This window comes from Massilia sp. Masssp93 (assembly GCF_059491295.1).
Genome location: NZ_CP168502.1, coordinates 5,665,664 through 5,683,713 on the forward strand (window position 1 = coordinate 5,665,664; position 18,050 = coordinate 5,683,713).

General features: G+C 66.7%; 12 protein-coding genes. 2 read left to right on the plus strand and 10 right to left on the minus strand.

Annotated elements, in window-relative coordinates; all coding sequences use genetic code 11:
• Window positions 1-19: 19 nt before the first annotated feature.
• A complete protein-coding gene (locus ACEN9Q_RS23575) occupies window positions 20-1,507 on the minus strand; it encodes an APC family permease (protein WP_495626228.1) in 1,488 nt (495 codons plus the stop codon).
• A 208-nt stretch (window positions 1,508-1,715) separates the two neighbouring features.
• On the opposite strand from ACEN9Q_RS23575, the gene ACEN9Q_RS23580 reads away from it, so the two are divergent.
• A complete protein-coding gene (locus ACEN9Q_RS23580; RefSeq protein ID WP_056438607.1) occupies window positions 1,716-2,213 on the plus strand; it encodes an RrF2 family transcriptional regulator in 498 nt (165 codons plus the stop codon).
• A 98-nt stretch (window positions 2,214-2,311) separates the two neighbouring features.
• The gene (locus ACEN9Q_RS23585) at window positions 2,312-3,505 is read left to right on the plus strand and encodes a globin domain-containing protein (protein ID WP_495626229.1); all 1,194 of its coding nucleotides are present in this window, start codon (window positions 2,312-2,314) and stop codon (window positions 3,503-3,505) included.
• Between the two features lie 111 nt (window positions 3,506-3,616).
• Here ACEN9Q_RS23585 and ACEN9Q_RS23590 read toward each other — a convergent pair whose 3' ends face one another.
• From ACEN9Q_RS23590 to ACEN9Q_RS23630, 9 genes are all read right to left on the minus strand, one after another.
• Window positions 3,617-4,483: a head GIN domain-containing protein gene (locus ACEN9Q_RS23590; RefSeq protein ID WP_495626230.1), complete on the minus strand. Its 867-nt coding sequence runs from the start codon at window positions 4,481-4,483 to the stop codon at window positions 3,617-3,619.
• Window positions 4,484-4,617: 134 nt separating this feature from the next.
• Window positions 4,618-5,733 carry an NADH:flavin oxidoreductase/NADH oxidase gene (locus ACEN9Q_RS23595; protein ID WP_495626231.1) on the minus strand — a complete coding sequence of 372 codons (1,116 nt, stop codon included), beginning with the start codon at window positions 5,731-5,733 and terminating at the stop codon, window positions 4,618-4,620.
• A 185-nt stretch (window positions 5,734-5,918) separates the two neighbouring features.
• A complete protein-coding gene (locus tag ACEN9Q_RS23600; RefSeq protein ID WP_495625417.1) occupies window positions 5,919-6,890 on the minus strand; it encodes an IS110 family RNA-guided transposase in 972 nt (323 codons plus the stop codon).
• Window positions 6,891-7,153: 263 nt separating this feature from the next.
• A complete protein-coding gene (locus tag ACEN9Q_RS23605) occupies window positions 7,154-8,161 on the minus strand; it encodes a succinylglutamate desuccinylase (protein ID WP_495626232.1) in 1,008 nt (335 codons plus the stop codon).
• Window positions 8,162-8,165: 4 nt separating this feature from the next.
• Window positions 8,166-12,923, minus strand: coding sequence for an NAD-glutamate dehydrogenase domain-containing protein (locus ACEN9Q_RS23610; protein WP_495626233.1), 4,758 nt, complete (start codon window positions 12,921-12,923; stop codon window positions 8,166-8,168).
• A gap of 209 nt (window positions 12,924-13,132) precedes the next feature.
• The gene (gene astB / locus ACEN9Q_RS23615) at window positions 13,133-14,488 is read right to left on the minus strand and encodes an N-succinylarginine dihydrolase (RefSeq protein ID WP_495626234.1); all 1,356 of its coding nucleotides are present in this window, start codon (window positions 14,486-14,488) and stop codon (window positions 13,133-13,135) included.
• Between the two features lie 4 nt (window positions 14,489-14,492).
• The gene (astD, locus tag ACEN9Q_RS23620) at window positions 14,493-15,959 is read right to left on the minus strand and encodes a succinylglutamate-semialdehyde dehydrogenase (RefSeq protein ID WP_495626235.1); all 1,467 of its coding nucleotides are present in this window, start codon (window positions 15,957-15,959) and stop codon (window positions 14,493-14,495) included.
• Window positions 15,952-16,983 (minus strand): arginine N-succinyltransferase, encoded by a 1,032-nt coding sequence (gene astA, locus ACEN9Q_RS23625; RefSeq protein WP_056438633.1) that lies wholly within the window; start codon window positions 16,981-16,983, stop codon window positions 15,952-15,954. The genes astD and astA overlap by 8 nt, the downstream gene beginning before the upstream one ends.
• Window positions 16,984-17,008: 25 nt before the next feature.
• Window positions 17,009-18,049 (minus strand): arginine N-succinyltransferase, encoded by a 1,041-nt coding sequence (locus ACEN9Q_RS23630; RefSeq protein WP_495626236.1) that lies wholly within the window; start codon window positions 18,047-18,049, stop codon window positions 17,009-17,011.
• Window position 18,050: the final 1 nt, after the last annotated feature.

Below are 18,050 nucleotides of genomic sequence, written 5' to 3' on the forward strand. Positions count from 1 at the left end.
TTATGCGTACGTGGTCACTTCAATGCGTCAACTCCGCCTGCGCCGCATCCACCTTGTTCAAGCGGCTGTTGCGGATGCCGTAGCCGAAATAGGTGAGCACGGCCACCGTCATCCAGATGGTGAACACGGTATAGGTCGTGCTGGACAAGCCGCCCACGAGATACAGGCAGGCGAGGATCGACAGCCCCGGCACCAGGTAGGGGCCGAACGGCACGCGAAAACCCTTGCGCCCTGTTTCGCCCTGCTTGCGGCGGATGACCGGCACCGCGACCGACACGACGATGAACGCGACCAGCGTGCCCATGCTCACCATGTCCCACAGGAAGGTGGAGTCGACGAGGCCCGCGACGATGCCCACGGCGACGCTGACGATCAGCGTGTTGGTCACCGGCGACTGCGTGCGCGGATTGACGGTGCGGAAGGCCTTCGGCACGAGGCCGTCCTTGGAGATGGCGTACAGGATGCGCGTCTGGCCGTAGATCGTCACCAGCGTCACGGAGAACACGGAGATGACGGCACCGGCCGACAGCACGAGCGCGGGCCACGCCTTGCCGGTCACGTTCTGCAGGATCACGGCGAGGCCCGCTTCCTGGCCCGCGAACATTGCGGCCGGCTGGGCGCCGAGGGCGGCGATCGCCACCAGCATGTAGAACACCGTGACGATGCAGAGGGCGGCCAGGATGCCGATCGGGACGTCGCGCGTCGGGTCCTTGACCTCTTCGCCGGCCGTGGCGATGGTGTCCAGGCCGATGAACGAAAAGAACACGGTGCCCGCCGCCGCCGTCACGCCGGCCAGGCCGCCGATGCCCTTGCCGGTCGCCGGCCAGACGAACGGGTGGAAGTTGTGGATGTCGAAGCCGGACAGCGCGATCGCGGAAAAGAACACGAGGATCGCCAGCTTGATGAGCACCATGATGGCGTTCGTCGTCGCCGATTCCTTGGTGCCGCGGATCAGCAGCACGCAGCACAGCACCACCAGCAGGATCGGCGGCAGGTTGATCTGGCCGGCGTGGAATTCGACGCCGCCGGTCTTGCCCGCGACGATCATGGGCGAGCGCAGCGCATCGGGAATCTGCCAGCCGAGCGCGTTCTGCAGGAAGTTATTCAGGTAATCGGACCAGCCGATGGCCGTCGCGCTGGCCGCGAGACCATACTCCAGCAGCAGGCAGGCCGCGACGATGAAGGCGGCGAACTCGCCCACGGTGGCGTAGGCGAAGGAATACGAGGACCCGGCGGCCGGCACCCGGTTGGCCAGCTCGGCATAGCACAGCGCCGTGAGGCCCGCGGTGACGGCGGCCATCAGGAACGACAGCACGACGGCCGGACCGGCCTTCGGCACGGCTTCCACCATCGTGAAGAAGATGCCGGTGCCGATCGTGGCGCCGACGCCGATCATGGTCAGGGGAAAGAGGCCCAGCGAGCGGCCCAGGGCGTGGGCGGAGCCGTCATCCGATTTGTGCTCGGATGTCTTGGTGCGGATGAGCTTTTGGCCCAGGGTCTGGTTCACGACGTGTCCTCTTGGCGCGGGTGGCGCTGATTATATGTGTTATGTGGATGCGATATAAGCACCCAAAGTCCGCGATTATAGGGCCAGTTTCCGGGGCTGCTTTCAGTGCCGCAAAAAAATACTTCACTTAAATATGCATTTTTTATGCAGATTTAGGTAGAATACGGCCGTGCAGGTAGAATACGCCGGTACCTACTGAGCTTACCCGATGCGACTCACTCGATTCTCCGATATTGGCCTGCGTGTCCTGATCTATCTGGAACGGGCGGGAGAACGTACGCAACCGGTGACGGTGGCCGAGATCGGCAGGCAGTTCGACATCCCGCTGAACCACCTCGTGAAAGTGGTCGGGCAGTTGGCGAAGCTGGGCTGGGTGCAGGCGACGCGCGGACGCAACGGTGGCCTTCGCCTCGCGGCCGATCCGGCAACGCTCACGATCGGCCAGGTGCTGCGCAAGCTGGAAGGCGAGGACGACGAGCTGGTCGACTGCGAAGGCACCGACTGCGCGCTGAAGCTGGATTGCCAGCTGCGCGGCATGCTGCGCACCGGCATGAAGGCCTTCTACGACGCGATGGACCGTTTTACCTTGGCCCACGCCACGGCCGGCAATACCGGCGAGCAAGTCATGCGCATGCACCGGATGTTCTGGGATGGCGCGGCAGCAAGAAGCAGGCTGCCGGCCACGGAGCCGGTGAGTGAGGATTAACTCATCAGTATCTTGATGATATGTTGGCAACGCCCGCCATGCGGGCCTTTTTTTGAACCGTAAATCTGCATTTTAAATGCATAATTAAAGGAACCAAGATGATTTCCGAAGCATCCCGCCCCTACATCGATGCCAGCGTCCCCGTCCTGCGCCTGCATGGCCTGACGATCACCAAGCTGTTCTACACGAACATGCTGGGCGCGCATCCCGAGTTGACCCGCATCTTCAATATGGGCAACCAGGCAAGTGGGGCGCAGCAGCAATCGCTGGCATCGGCGGTGTTCGCCTATGCGGCCAACATCGGCAATCCGGGCGCGCTGGGTCCTGTCGTCGAGCGCATCGTGCACAAGCACGTGTCGATCGGCATCCGCGCCGAGCACTACCCGATCGTCGGCAAGCACCTGCTGGAATCCATCGCCGCCACGCTGGGCGACGCCGCCACGCCGCCGCTGCTGGACGCCTGGAAGGAAGCGTATAACTCGCTGGCCAGGCTGTTGATCGAAGCGGAAGCGAAGATGTACAGCACGGCCGGCATCCAGCCGGGCGAGACCCGCCCGATGCGCGTCACCGACGTCACGACCGAAAGCTTCAACGTGCTGTCGATCCGCTTCGTCCCGGCGGACGGCAAACCGGTCCCCGCGTTCAGGCCGGGCCAGTACGTCAGCGTCGCCGTCGACCTGCCGGGCGGCCGCCACCAGCTGCGCCAGTACAGCCTGTCCGATGCGCCCGACGGCGCAAGCCTGCGCATCTCCGTCAAGCGCGAAGACAGCATCGACGACACGCCGGCCGGCGAAGTGTCGAACTGGCTGCACGCGAACGTCAAAGTCGGCGCCACCTTGCAGGTATCGCACCCGTTCGGCGAATTCACGCCCGAGACGGAAGGCGACAAGCCGCTCGTGCTGCTGTCGGCCGGCGTCGGCATCACGCCGATGGTCTCCGCACTGAAGCGCGTGGCCGGCGTGAATCCGCAGCGCCGCGTGATCTTCGCGCATGCCGCCCGCGATGCGGCCCACCATGCGCTGCGTGCGGAAGTCGACGCGCTGCAGGCCGTGATGCCGAACCTGTCCGTCGTGACGTTCCACGAAGACGCGCAAGGCGCCGCCGGCGTCATCGAGGGCCGCATGGACGTGGCCAGGCTGCCGGCATGGCCGCGCGAGGAAGCGAACGTGTACCTGTGCGGACCGCACAAGTTCATGCAGGCGCAGTGGCTCGATTTGCTGCATGCCGGCGTGCCGGCGGGGCGTCTGTATCGCGAGGTGTTCGGGCCGGAGCTGCTGGATCACCTGCTCTGAGCCTGCGTGCGTCGAACGCGTGGGCGGAGGCAATGCCCCCGGCATTACCTCCCCGCCCACCCTACGTGCTCTCGTAGGGTGGGCACCCCGTGCCCACGCGTCCCACCACATTCAATTCACGACCTGGATGAGCGTCCCGCGCACGGTCCGCTGCGCGGGATTGCCGTACACGCGGATGCCGCCGGACCCGCTGTTCTGCGCGACCAGCGACTGCTTCACGTTCGCCGTGATGCCGCCCGATCCCGTCGCCGACAGGTCCGCCTGCTCGCTCGCGAGGTCGGCCAGGTCCAGGTGACCGGACCCGTTCGACCGCGCCGCCAGGCTGCGCACGGCGCCCGCCACGCGCAGCTGGCCCGAGCCGTTCAGGTTCGCCGTCACGTGCTCGCCCTGCATGCGACCGACGACCAGCCGGCCGGAACCGCTCATGGACACGGTGCCGCCGCCGCTCTGCAAGGTCGCCGCATCGATGCTGCCCGAACCGTTCATCGCCGCATCCAGGCTGGCCACGCGGCCCGTCAGCAGCACCGAGCCCGAGCCCTGCTCGGCCACGACGAGCGGCGCGCCGTTCAGGTCCTGCACGGTCAGGTGGCCGGAACCGTTATGGCGCACGTCCGTCAGGCGCGGCACGGTATAGGTCACGCGCACGGCATGATTGGTGCGGAACGACCGCTCCTTCTCGATGACGAGGCGGTCGCCGCGCAGTTCCGTGCGGATGAACGGCAGCAGGTTGCTGTCCGCCTCCACGACCAGCGACGTGGCCGGGCCGACGCGCACGTCGACCGTGATGGTGCCGTTCACTTCCAGTCCCGGCACTGTGGCGATCGCGCGTTCGTCGTGCGCGAACGCGCCGTTGCCTTCGACGCTGTCGTCGGAGAACGGCGTGCGGACCTGATAGTCGCCATCGCCGTTCGGATTGACGATGATGGCGCAGCCGCCGAGGACGGCGCAAGTGATGGCGATGGCGAGCGGAGTACGCATGATGTCCTTTTCTTGTTGTCAGTGGATGGCGCGGCAAGGCCGACCATGCCACTGTAGCAAGGGCATCCGGCACCCGCCCGCGGCATGCGACAGGCGGTAGAAAAGACGGGACGAACGGTCGCGGCGGGCGACGGTCAGCGCTGGCCCAGGCGCGTGTCGCCGAACAGGTGCTTGAATTCGTGCGGCTGCGAGCGCCAGTACTGCGGCGGCGCGCTGACCGTCGCCCCCAGTTCCGCCGCCGCGTGCCACGGCCAGCGCGGGTCGTACAGCATGGCGCGCGCCAGCGCCACCATGTCGGCCTGGCCCGTCTGCACGATCGTCTCGGCCTGCTTCGCTTCCGTGATCAGGCCCACGCCGATGGTCGGCATCGACGTCTGCGCCTTGATGCGGGCGGCGAATTCGATCTGGTAGCCCGGGCCGACGGGGATCTTCTGCTGCGGCGACACCCCGCCGCTCGACACGTGGATGAACTGGCACCCGAGCTTTTCGAGTGCGCGCGCCAGCACGAGACTCTGGTCCAGGTCCCAGCCGCCCTCGACCCAGTCGCTGGCCGAGATGCGCATGCCGACCGCCATCTCGGGCGCCACGGCGGCGCGCACTGCCTCAAACACCTCGAGCGGGAAGCGCATGCGGTTGTCCAGCGAACCGCCGTACGCGTCCTCGCGCCGGTTCGACAGGGGCGACAGGAACTGGTGCAGCAGATAGCCGTGGGCGCCGTGCAGTTCGATGGCGTCCAGTCCCAGCGCATCGGCGCGGCGCGCGGCGGCGACGAAGCCGTCCTTCACGCGCTGCATGCCGGCCGCATCGAGCGACAGCGGCACGGTTTCACCGGCCGCATGCGGAATCGCGGACGGCGCCACGGTCTGCCAGCCGTTCGCCTGGCCGGCCGGGATGTTCGCCCCGCCCTGCCACGGCACCTCGCTCGACGCCTTGCGGCCCGCGTGGGCGAGCTGGATGGCGATCTTGATGGGCGCGTGCTTGCGCATGGCGTTCACCACCGGCTCCAGCGCGGCCGCGTGCTCGTCGGACCACAGGCCCAGGTCGGCGTGGGTGATGCGCCCCTCCTCCGTCACGGCCGTCGCCTCGATGATCAGGAGACCGGCGCCGGACAGCGCGAGATGGCCGAGGTGGATCATGTGCCAGTCGGTCGCGAAGCCCCGGTCGGCGGAGTATTGGCACATCGGCGCGATGGCGATCCGGTTGGCCAGCTCGAGCGGGCCGAGTCGGATCGGAGAAAACAGCTTGCTCATGGGTGGTGCACTCCCTTGACGTAGGGTGGGCACCCCGTGCCCACCAAATGCATGCATAAAGGGATAGTCTAGCGCGCGCGGTTAAAACGCGCTTTTCGGGAACGGATACGTGCGTTGGACGCGTGGGCGGAGGCCGCCCACCCTACCCGTAACGCCAACGTAGATACCGTCTTGTGCGTCAAGCTTCACATGGCGTAATTCGGGTCATATGGCCTGCCTGAGTGCACAACACCAAAGCACAGGTGGGCCAGCTTGCGCATGCAGGCACCGATGACGGCCATCTTGGTCTTGCCTTTGGCGAGCAAACGGTCGCTGAAGGATTTGATGTGAGGGTTCCAGCGCCGGGCCACCACGGCTGGCATGTAAAGCAGCTTGCGCAGGTGCGATGGGCCAGCCTTGGATAGGCGAGGACGTTTATGCACCGACGAACCTGAGTCCCACTGTACCGGCACCAGGCCAAGATAAGCGGCCAGTTGCTCGGCAGTGTCGAAGGTTTTAGCGGCAAACAGCGCGGTCAGGTTACTCGAGACACGCTCGCCCACGCCAGGAATCGTCTCCAGCAGATCCTGCTTGTTGCGCAAATCAGGATCGTTGTCGATATGCTCTTCGATCATCTGTTCCAGACGCTTGAGCTCAGCCTGCAAAAACCTGAGCGACTGCATGATCGACTGCTTGACCTCGTCCGGTGATACACCGAAATCGATAGCCTCCTGACGGTTTTGTTCGCGCTGCAAATCATCGGCAATAGCGTCACGGCGCGTCAGCAGGGCTTTCAGGTGACGCGCAGATTTCGACGGCGGTTGCCAAGCTACGGGTTTCAATGTCTCGCCGTAGCGCGCCAGTACGGTACTGTCGGCTTTATCGGTCTTGTTCTTGACGCCCAGTCCTTGGGCAAACTGCCGCAGCTGGGCCGGATTAGCCAGTGACAGTTTCAAGCCCGCATCGGTCAGCGCCAGCGCGGCCGGTTCGTGATACACACCGGTCGGCTCCATGATCACATGCGCATCAGGCGCTTTGTTTGTGGCCAGCCATTCAATCAGTTCTTCGAATCCAGCCTTTGTGTTGGATAACGATTTGGACTTCAACTTGCCGTTCTTAGTATCGAGCAGCATGCAGTCCAGTTTTTTCTTCGAAACGTCTACGCCAAGATAAAACATTTGATCTTCCTTGTGTTCTTGATTTTCCCTATCCACTCCACACCCGCCTTGTACATGCAGGGTCAGAGCCCTCGGATACCGTCCAGTGTTCAGTCATGGGGTGGGGAGAGGTGAAAGGCCTAATCTACTCCACAAGGTCAACGCCTTCAGGGTGGGCACAAGCTGGTCTTCACCTCAGTTAGTGGTAGCTAATCACCAACACGCTCAAGATACAAGGGTGGGCACCCCGTGCCCACGCGTTCAACCGGCGGTGCCAGGCACGATCAATCCGCGCGGACGACCATGATCCCCGCCCGCAGCCCGACCCGCACGTCCGGATTCGGGAACACGACATACTCTTCGTCGTGCTGAACGGTATAAACCGTATCGCCATCCCGCGCGATCACGTCGCCCTTTTTGAGCGGCGTGAAGTTCTCGGTGTCGCGCCCGAAACTCATCGTGAACGCATCGGACAGCTTGGTGATCGACTGCGCGGTATTGAACACCATGGGCGCCTTGCCCTCTCCCGCCGTCGAACCACGCAGCAGTCCGTGCAAGGCCGCCGCCATCGCCGCGAACTGCGCCAGGTCGTTCTGGCCCAGCGTGCCGATGCGCCCCAGTTCCACGGTGGTGCCCGCGGTGGCGTGCCGTTCGGCCGTCCAGTAACTGTACGTGCCGGCGGAGGCCGGGTTCATGATGACGGCTTCGATGCCGCCGACACCCAGCCACGCAATCAGCTCACGGCGCGCTTCGGCCGCGATCAGTTCCGGCACGATCGCAAAACGGGGATAGCGCGATCCGCGGATCGCCGTGTGCAGGTCGAGGTGCCAGCGGCGCGGGCCGCTGCCGTCGAAGAAGCCGGCGGTCGCCGCGATCAGCGCGTCCGCCCGGCCGGCCTCGAAGGTGCCTGCCAGGTCGCCGCGCTGGTCGCGGAACATGCGGTTCAGGTCCGCATCGATGAAGCGCTTGCCGGCCGCGATCGCGTCGATGTTCCCGACGCACAGCATCAGGTCCACCGCGAGTGCTGAGGGTGCGCGCGACAGCGCCTCGATGGCGTAGGCCACCATCTCGATCGGCCCCGTCTCGTCGCCGTGCACGCCCACCGACAGCAGCACGGCGGGACGATGCCGCGACGGCACGGCCGACTTCACCGTCAGCACGCCCTTCGCAGGCTGGCCGACCGTGAAGCCGGCGCCTGCGAAGCGGGCCGCCACCTCGCCGAAGTCGGCCTGGGCCAGCGCCCGGATCTCCTTCGGCAAGGTATCCAACTGAGCGAACGAAGCGGCCGCCATCGCGTTACGCCAGCGTCGCGACGGTGAGGGCCGCGGTGCCCGCTGCGATGCGGTCCGGGCTCGAACCTTCCGACAGCGACCACACGGCCAGCATCGCCTGTTCGAGGTCGGTCGGCTGGACATAGCCGCCGGACAGGCCCATCGCCGCCGTCAGCTCGCGCACCGCGGCCTGCATGTCGCCGGTGGCGCGGCTCGCTTCCAGCACCTCCAGCAGCAGGCGTTGCTGCGTGCGGCGCAGGGCCTGCAGCGCGTAGTTGCGCAGCTGTTCCTGCGACTTGCTGATGGCCGGCAGCTTGAGGCCGCGCTCCAGCGTGTCGATGCCGGCCTGCTCGCGCAACAGCATGCCGACGCGCAGGAACTCGGCCAGCGACATGCCCTGCGGACGCTGGACGGAGACGGCCGCGAACAGGAAGGCGGCCAGCGATTCGACCGTATCGACGGCTTTCCACGCCTGCACGAACGACGACGACAGGCCGGCCTGCGCATCGGCATCCGACTTCGCCGGCATCAGCTGGCGCAGTTGCTCCGGCTGGGCGAACAGGTTCGACAGCTCTTCCATGCCTCCGGCGCCGGCCTGCTCCGCCGGCAGCGACAGCACGCCTTCGATCACGGTGCGCAGCATCACGCGGGTGCGCGCATCGACCGTCTGCGACACGTCGCGCGGCACGACCAGCGCGTCATGGTCCAGCGCCTCGAACACGTGCGCCAGGTGCAGCGCGGCCCAGGCCTGGCCCCACGCTTTCACGACCTCGGCGTCGTCGATGCGGTGTTCCAGCGCCAGGTCGCGCAGCATCAGCGGGCCGCAGCGGTTGACGGATTCGTTGGCCAGCACGGTCGCGAGGATCGCATTGGCCAGCGGGTGCGCCAGCGGATCGCGCGTCGCCACCAGTTGCGCCGGGAAGTACGGGCGCAGGATGGTCTCGGCCCACGGCAGGCCGGTGAGCGGCAGCGCGGCCAGCAGGCGCTTGAAGCGGTTCTTGACGTTGGCGACGACGACGGCCAGTTCCGGCGTCGTGAGGCCCAGGCCGAGGGCCTTGCGGCGCTGCAGTTCCGTCTCGCTCGGCAGCTGTTCCAGCTCGCGCGACACGGCGCCTTCCGCCTCCAGGCTCGCGATCAGCGCGGCATAGCCGTCGACGACCGCGCTGTTCGATTGCGCCTGCGCCTCGCGCACCAGCAGGTGCGTCTGCAGCGTGTTGTCGCGCAGGACCAGCTTCTCGATATCGCCCGTCATTTCCGTCAGCAGGCGGTTGCGCTCACCCTCTTCCAGCTGGCCCGCATTGACTTCGGTGTCGAGCCAGATCTTGACGTTGACTTCGTGGTCGGAGCAGTCCACGCCGGCCGAGTTGTCGATCGCATCGGTGAAGATGCGGCCGCCGGCCAGTGCGAATTCGATACGGCCGGCCTGGGTCGCGCCCAGGTTGCCGCCTTCCGCCACGACCTTCACGCGCAGCTCGTTGCCGTTGACGCGGATGTTGTCGTTGGCGCGGTCCTTCACCTGCGCGTGGGTCTCGTTCGACGCCTTGATGTAGGTGCCGATGCCGCCGTTGTAGAACAGGTCGACCGGTGCCAGCAGGATGCGGTGCATCAGTTCTTCCGGCGTGAGCGAGGTCTCGGCGATGTCGAGCGCTCCACGCACCTGCGGCGACAGCTCGATGTGGCGGGCGGTGCGCGGGAACACGCCGCCGCCTTCCGAGATCAGGTCCTTGTCGTAGTCTTCCCAGGAACTACGTGGCAGCGCGAACATGCGCTTGCGCTCGTTGAACGAGACGACGACGTCCGGATTCGGGTCGAGGAAGATGTGGCGGTGGTCGAACGCGGCCAGCACTTTCAGCTGGCGCGACAGCAGCACGCCGTTGCCGAACACGTCGCCCGACATGTCGCCCACGCCGACCATCGTCACCGGGGTCGTGTTCATGTCGTGGCCCATCTCGTAGAAGTGGCGTTTCACCGCTTCGAACGCGCCCTTCGCCGTGATGCCCATCTTCTTGTGGTCGTAGCCGTTCGAACCGCCCGACGCGAACGCGTCGCCGAGCCAGAAGCCGCGCGAGACGGCGATGCTGTTGGCGATGTCGGAGAAGGTCGCGGTGCCCTTGTCGGCGGCCACCACGAGGTACGGGTCGTCCTGGTCGTAGCGCACGGTGTCGCCAGGGGGCACGATCTCGCCGCGCACGCGGTTGTCCGTCATTTCCAGCAGGCTCGCGATGAACAGGCGGTAGACGGCTTCGCCTTCGGCCGCGACGACGTCACGTGCGGCATCCTTCGGCATCTGCTTGCAGACGAAACCGCCCTTCGAACCGGCCGGCACGATGACGGCGTTCTTGACCATCTGCGCCTTCACGAGGCCCAGCACTTCGGTACGGTAGTCTTCCATGCGATCGGACCAGCGCAGGCCGCCGCGGGCGACCGGGCCGCCGCGCAGGTGCAGGCCTTCGAAGCGGCGCGAGAACACGTAGATCTCGCGGAACGGACGCGGTTCCGGCACCAGTGCCAGGTGGCTCGTGTCGAACTTGAAGATGATCTTGTCGCCGCGATTTTCGGCCGTCCCCTGGAAGTAGTTGGTGCGCACGGTCGCCATCACGAGGTCGACCAGCGCGGCCATGATTTCCTCGGTGTCGGCGTGGTTGACGGTGGCGAGACCCGCCTTCAGCGCGGCCAGCTTGGCGTCGCCCGCTGCGCGTTCCTCGTCCGACAACGCCGGATCGAAGCGCAGCGCGAAGCCTTCCACGAGCTCCTTGACGAGCGCCGCGCGCGGGCGCAGCGTTTCTGCCATGTAGCGGGTCGAGAACTTGCTGCCGGCCTGGCGCCAGTAGCTGATGTAGGCGCGCACCAGCTGCACTTCGCGCATCGACAGGCCGCCTTCGATCGTGAGACCGTTCAGGCGGCCGTCTTCCGCTTCGTCGTTGAACAGCGCGGCGAACAGTTCGTCGGCCACGTCGACGACGCCCGGTTTCGCCAGCTTGGCGGCGGAATCCGCGTCGACGATCAGGCTCGTGATGTAGCGGCGGGTGCCGTCGGCCGTGTCGATCCAGAAGCTCTGTTCGCGGTCGATGGCGACGCCCGCGTTCTGCAGCGCCGGCAGGATGCGCGACAGCGACGGCATCGTGCCCGTCGAGTACAGGCGCAGGGAGGTGACGCCCGCTTCATCCGTCTCGATACGGACGGACACGTGGCCCTGCTGGCCGTTCGCGAGGATCGCCCCGACGTCGCGGAAGGCGATTTCCGGCGCGGTGGCGGCCACGTAGTTCACGGGCAGCGTGGGCAGGATCTTGCGCAGCGCGTTGCGGGTCGGGACGTCTTCGACCGTGTCGGTCAGCGCGGTGTAGCGGTCATGCCAGCCGTCCAGCACGGACAGCAGCGGCTTCTGGATGTCGGTTTCCAGGTCGAGCGGATAGCGCGCGGCCTGCGCGATCAGGTACACGCGGGCCAGCGGGCCATCGGCGACGAGGGTCTGCGTGCGCACGTCGACGGCGCCCGAACTGTCCTTCAGCGCCTGCGCCAGCGCGGCGACGACGGCGGCGCTGTAGCGCTCGCGCGGCAGGTAGACGAGGACGTTCAGGTGGCGCTGGTACACGTCGCGGCGGGCGAACACTTTCGCGCGCGGCTGCTTGTACAGCGAGACGACGGAGCTGCACACCTGGGCGAGCCACTCCGGGTCCGCTTCCAGCGCTTCGGTGCGCGGCAGCGATTCCAGGATCTCGAGGAATTTCTCGGCGCGGAAGCCTTCCTGGCGCACGCCGGCGATGGACAGCACTTGCGCCACGCGGCCGCGCGCGAACGGCAGGCGCGCCAGCGGGGTCGCGGTGGCGGCGCGGGTGAACAGGCCGACGAAGCAGTGTTCGCCGATCGTGTTGCCCTGCGTGTCGGTGTCGCGCACGCCGATGAAGTCCAGCGGCTGGTCGCGGTGCAGGGTGCCGGCCACGTCGGCCTTCACGATCGACAGCGTCTCGTCGCGCTTGGACAGGATCTCGAAGTCGCCCGGGATGTTCTGCAGGCAGGTGCCGTACACGGGGTGCGCCGTGTCCTGCAGCACGCCGATGCGGCTCGGGATGTCGCGTTCCAGCTCGCGCACGCCCGGCTTCACGAAGTAATACGCGTAGCCGAACGGCTCGAAGCCTTCGTTCTTGGCCCAGTCGAGGAACGCGGCGACTTCCTGGCCACCCGGCGTGCCTTGCGCGCTGGCCGCTGCTGCGACGGCCGTCATGCGGTCGGCCATGGCGACGGCGTCGCGGTGCACGATGGCGGCGTCGCGCGCGACCATCTGGATGCGCGCGACCAGTTCGGCGAGTTCGTCCTGCGGCAGGTCTTCGGCCAGCAGGCACAGGACATACGATTCCAGCGGCGCGCCCGCTTCGCCGACGGCAACCACGCGGCCGGCGGCGTCGCGGCGCACCGGCAGCACCGTATTCAATACGCCCGACGCGACGACCCGCTGGCGGCGCAGCGCCATCACGAACGAGTCGACGAGGTAGGGCATGTCCTCGTTCAGGATCAGCAGTGACGTCGACATGCCGCAGCGCCCGTCCGTGTAGCGATTCTCCGCGATCTGGCAGCCGTCGGTCGTGCGCTGCGCCACCTGGGCGAAAGCGTCCCACAGGATGGCGGCGAGGTTGCGCGGATCGATGCCGGCGAGGTCGTCCTCGTCGAGGGCGCCGATCCAGGCGCCGATCAGCGCGCCCACCTGCTCAGGGGCGCCGGCCGGCTTGTTCTCGTTGACCAGCGCGAGGGTTTGCGTGCGCAGATCGTGAGGCATGTCTTTGTTCATTTGCTTCTCCAAAGCTGATAGTTGCGCCGGGTTCGTCACGGCTTGTGGCCACATGTTCCCGGCTTGTATGGACAGGGTTGTCCCGTCCAGATTCTTGCTTCCTTGTTACCGGAAACTATCCTTTACTGTAGGGTGGGCTCCCCGAGCTTACGCGTAACGTTAGCGTGATGCCGGCGTCCGCGTGGGCACGGGGGTGCCCACCCTACGAATCATGACAGATCATACAGCCCCGGCAAGCCGAGGATGCGTTCCAGCTCTTCCAGCGCGGCCGCGCACTCGATGGCCAGCTGCGGATCGGCCAGGTCTTTCGGCTCGACGCGGTCGCGGTAATGGCGCTCGACCCACGGCACGAGGCGCGCGTATAAATCGTCGGTCATCAGCACGCCCTGGTGCATCGCGGCCGCTTCGTCGTCCGTGAGCACGACGCGCAGGCGCAGGCACGCGGGGCCGCCGCCGTTGCGCATGCTCTGGCGCAGGTCGAATTCGATCAGTTCGTCGATGGCGCAGTTTCCCGACCTTCCGCTCGTCACCAGCTGCTCGAGGTAGCGCGCCACGGTCGGGACCTCGCGGCATTCGTGCGGCACGACGAGGGCCATGCCGCCGTCCGGTTTCGACAGCAGCTGGCTGTTGAACAGGTAGCTGGCGACGGCGTCGGCGACGGGCACGACGCCCGTGTCCACGCGCACGGCGCGCAGGTCGGTGCCGGTCGCGCCGAGCGCGCGGCGCAGCGATTCCAGCGTCGCGGCTTCATCGGCGAAGGCCTGCTCGTGATAGAACAGCACGTTGCCATTGCCGACCGCGATCACGTCGTTATGAAACACGCCCTGGTCGATCACGTCCGGATTCTGCGCCGCGAACACGGTGCGCGCGGCGTCCAGGCCGTGCAGGCGGGCGACGGCCTGCGAGGCTTCCAGCGTCTGGCGTGCCGGGTATTTCGTCGGTGCCGGTGCGGACGGGTCGAACTCGACGCGGCCGTACACGAAGAATTCGACGCCGGCCGCGCCGTGGGCGCCGGCGAAGCGCGTGTGGTTGGCGGCGCCCTCGTCGCCGAACGCCGGCGTCGACGGCAGCGGGTCGTGCACCACGAAGCGGTCGCTGTTCGCGAACAGGGCGCGCAAGGTGCGCGTGGCCTGCACATGTTCTTCGGCGCGGTGCAGTTTATTGTTCAGGTTCGCGGCCGTGAAGTGCACGCGGCCGTCTTGCGTGTCGGCCGACGGGCTGACGGTGGCGGCGTTCGCCGTCCACATCGGCGACGCGGAGTACGCGCAGGCGAGGATCACGGGCGATTCGCGGTACGCCTGCGCCAATACGTCGGCGTCCGTGCCCGTAAAGCCGAGGCGGCGCAGCAGCCTGAAATTCGGACGCGCCTGCGGCGGCAGCAAGGCTTGCGCGAAGCCGCGCGCGGCCAGCGTGCGCATCTTGGCGAGGCCCTGCAGCGCCGCCAGGCGCGGGTTCGACGCGCTCTTCACGTTGTTGAACGAGGCGACGTTGCCGAACGAGAGGCCGGCGTAGTTGTGCGACGGGCCCACGAGGCCGTCGAAATTGAATTCGCGTGCGTTGCGCATGGTGTCAGAAGGTCAGGCCGGGCGACAGCTTCGCCGGCATTTCCAGTTCGGAGGTTTCGATCGAGGCGACCGGGTACGCGCAGTAGTCGGCCGCGTAATAGGCGCTCGGACGATGATTGCCCGATTTGCCCACGCCGCCGAACGGCGCGGAACTGGCGGCGCCCGTCGTCGGACGGTTCCAGTTGACGACGCCCGCGCGCGCCTTGATCGCGAAGCGCTTCCACAGGTCTTCCGACGGCGACAACAATGCCGCGGCGAGGCCGAATTCGGTGGCGTTGGCGGCGTCGATGGCGCGGTCGAAATCGGCCACGCGGACCACCTGCAGCAGGGGACCGAACCACTCTTCGTCCGGGATGCCCGTCGCATCGGTCACGTCGACGATGCCGGCCGTGACGAAGCCCGCGTCCGGGTCGAGCTGGCGCATGCGCAGCAAGACCTTGCCGCCCTGCGCTTCCATCATCGCCTGCGCCTGCACGAGGCGTTTCGCCACGGCGGCCGAGACGACGGGGCCCATGAACGGCTGCGGCTCCGCGTTCGACGGGCCGACCGCCAGCTTGCTGGCGACTTCCACGAGGCGGTCGATGAAGGCTTGTCCTTGGGGCGTGTCCTGCACGATCAGGCGGCGCGCGCACGTGCAGCGCTGGCCGGCCGAGATGAACGCGGACATGACGGCGTGGTGCACGGCCGCGTCGACGTTTTGTACGTCCCAGACGACGAGCGGGTTGTTGCCGCCCATTTCCAGCGCCAGCATCTTGCCCGGCTGGCCGCCGAACTGTTTATGCAGCGCGGCGCCGGTCTGGCTGCTGCCGGTGAACAGGATGCCGTCGACGTCGGCCTGGCCCAGCGCGACGCCGGTGGCGCGGCCGCCGTTCACGAGGTTCAGCACACCTTGCGGCAGGCCGGCCTGTTCCCACAACTGCACGGTACGCACGGCGGTGCGCGGCGCATATTCGCTCGGCTTGAACACGAGCGTGTTCCCCGCGATCAGCGCGGGCACGATGTGGCCGTTCGGCAGGTGGCCGGGGAAGTTATACGGGCCGAACACGGCGAACACGCCGTGCGGACGGTGGCGCAGCACGGCGTTGCCGTCGGCGACTTTGGCACTCGTTTCTCCGGTGCGCGCGGCGTGCGACTGCACCGAGATGTCGACCTTGTTCGCCATCGTCGTCACTTCGGTGCGCGCTTCCCACAAGGGTTTGCCCACTTCCTCGGCGATGATGGCGGCCAGTTCCTCGTTGTGCTCCTTGAGCAGGTCGCGGAAGCGCTGGCAGATGGCGATGCGTTGTTCGAGCGGCGTGAGGGCCCAGCCTTCGAAGGCCGCGTGGGCGGCCTGCACGGCGCGGTCCACGTCTTCGGCGGTGGATTCGTTGCTGGTCCAGGTCTGGCGGCCGGTGGACGGGTCGATCGTCGCGAGCAGCGGACCGCTGCCGGGCAGCCATGCGCCGCCGATGTAGTTGGAAACGTTAGACATTGTTCTTCCTTACGTTGAGGGCCAGGGAGCGGACAGGGTCGCCCGCCTGGCAATGCAGCAGTTGCAGTTCGCGCACCGACAGGGCCACGTTGCGGCCGCCGTCGCAGGCATGCGTGAGGACCATGCGGAAATCGTCGAGCTTCGTGTTCGATACGAGCGTGACTTCGCCCTCGCCGCCAGGCTGGCCTTCCGCGGCCACGGCCAGCACGCTGTCGCGCACGGCGCGCAGTTCGGCCACGCGGCCCTGCAGCACGGGGCCGGCGTCGAAGATGTCGACGTAACCCTCGTAGTGCATGCCTTCCTGTTCCAGCAGCTTTCGTGCCGGGAGCGTGGAGCGGTGCACCTGGCCGATCACGGCCTGCGCGTCTTCCGGCAGGTACGCGACGTACAGCGGCTGGCGCGGCATCAGCTCGGCGATGAACGATTTCTTGCCGAGCGCCGTGAGGCCGTCGACGTGGTTGAAATCCATCTTGAAGAAATGCCGGCCCAGGCCTTCGTAGAACGGGGACGTGCCGTCCTCCGCCTGGTAGCCGCGCATCTCGGCGATGATCTTTTCCGTGAACAGGTGCTGGAACTGGGCCATGAACAGGAAGCGGCTTTTCGACAGCCACTTGCCGTTGTAGCCCGTGCGGTATTCCGGCATCAGGAACAGCGAACACAGTTCCGTCGAACCCGTGAGGTCGTTCGACAGATACAGCGTGTCCATGCGCGTGAACACGTTCAGTTCGCGGCTTGAGTGGACGAGCGTGCCGATGCGGTAGTTATAAAACGGTTCGGTCAGGCCGACGGCGGCCTTGATGGCGCACACGCCGGCCAGGCGGCCGTTGGACGTGTCTTCCATCACGAACATGTAGTCGCGTTCCTCGGGCGGGATCGTCTGCGCGAACGACGCCACCGCGGTCTCGACGCGTTCGCCCAGCATGGCGCGGTCCGGCTTCAGCGTGGTCATGCCGCTGCCGACCTGGCGCGCCATCTCGATCAGCGGATCGATGTCGTTCAGGGTGATTGCGCGGATTACGAGCATGGGTTCCTCATTGTTTTCCAAAGCGTCAGATCCGCACGCAGATGACGCTGTCGCCGGTCTCGACACCCAACGCCTCGCGTGCCGCGGGCGGCAGGCAGATGGCGTCGGCACTCTCGGCCGGGTCGCACGGCAGCACGATCGCGCGGAATTTGCGCTCGCTGCTGGCCACCGCGTAATTCACCATCGCCGCCTTGCCGCCGCGCGTGGGCGGCTGCAGTTCGGCGTTCGCGACCTTCCTCACCATCGACCCGGAGAACGAGTGCAGCGCGTGCTTGTGCGCCTGCAGGATCGGGCCGCCGTCGAAGATGTCGATGTATTCGTCGGCCTCGAAACCCTCTTCCGTCAGCAGGTCGAACGCGAGTTCGCCGCTCGGATGGATCTGACCCATCACGGCCTGCGCGGGGCCGGGCAGCAGCGGCACGTACACGGGGTAGTGCGGCATCAGCTCGACGATCAGCGTGCGGTTGCGGGCGCCGCCGATCGTGCGTTCGGCGTCGAGGAAATCCATCTTGAAGAACTTGCGGCCCAGCGCATCCCAGAAGGGCGACTGGCCCGCGTCGTCGGTGACGCCGGCCAGCGGCACGAAGAAGCGGTCGCCGAAGCGGTGCGGCGCCAGCACGGCGTACAGCAAGCGGGCACGCGACAGCAGAGCCGCTTCGCGCCGGGCCGTGTCGCGGTCGCGGATATAAAAGCCGGACAGCTGCGAATACGCCGTCAGCTCCGAGCACAGGGTCAGCGCATGCACGCTGTGGCTGATGTTCAGGTCGCGCGAGACCTGCTGGATCACATCGTTGCGGAACGCGAAATAGGTGCCGTTGGAGCCGGCCGACGCGTGGATCGCGGCGGTGCCGGCCAGCTCGCGACGTTCGACGTCTTCGAGCACGAACAGGTAGGACTCTTCGCTGGGGATGTCGACGTGGGCGGCGAACGACGCCACCGAACGCTCCACGAACGCGGCGATCTTTTCGCGCGTGCGCGGCAGCGTGTGCACTCCCGGCGTGGACGCGGCGAGCAGCGTCTCGAGGGCGCCGACATCCGCTGGTTCTACCGGACGGACTACATACATG

Coding starts and splice junctions, on each gene's coding strand:
- ACEN9Q_RS23580 (WP_056438607.1), top strand. CDS start 1,716: ATGCGACTCACTCGATTCTCCGATATTGGCCTGCGTGTCCTGATCTAT.
- ACEN9Q_RS23585 (WP_495626229.1), top strand. CDS start 2,312: ATGATTTCCGAAGCATCCCGCCCCTACATCGATGCCAGCGTCCCCGTC.
- ACEN9Q_RS23590 (WP_495626230.1), bottom strand. CDS start 4,483: ATGCGTACTCCGCTCGCCATCGCCATCACTTGCGCCGTCCTCGGCGGC.
- ACEN9Q_RS23595 (WP_495626231.1), bottom strand. CDS start 5,733: ATGAGCAAGCTGTTTTCTCCGATCCGACTCGGCCCGCTCGAGCTGGCC.
- ACEN9Q_RS23600 (WP_495625417.1), bottom strand. CDS start 6,890: ATGTTTTATCTTGGCGTAGACGTTTCGAAGAAAAAACTGGACTGCATG.
- ACEN9Q_RS23605 (WP_495626232.1), bottom strand. CDS start 8,161: ATGGCGGCCGCTTCGTTCGCTCAGTTGGATACCTTGCCGAAGGAGATC.
- ACEN9Q_RS23610 (WP_495626233.1), bottom strand. CDS start 12,923: ATGAACAAAGACATGCCTCACGATCTGCGCACGCAAACCCTCGCGCTG.
- astB (WP_495626234.1), bottom strand. CDS start 14,488: ATGCGCAACGCACGCGAATTCAATTTCGACGGCCTCGTGGGCCCGTCG.
- astD (WP_495626235.1), bottom strand. CDS start 15,959: ATGTCTAACGTTTCCAACTACATCGGCGGCGCATGGCTGCCCGGCAGC.
- astA (WP_056438633.1), bottom strand. CDS start 16,983: ATGCTCGTAATCCGCGCAATCACCCTGAACGACATCGATCCGCTGATC.
- ACEN9Q_RS23630 (WP_495626236.1), bottom strand. CDS start 18,049: ATGTATGTAGTCCGTCCGGTAGAACCAGCGGATGTCGGCGCCCTCGAG.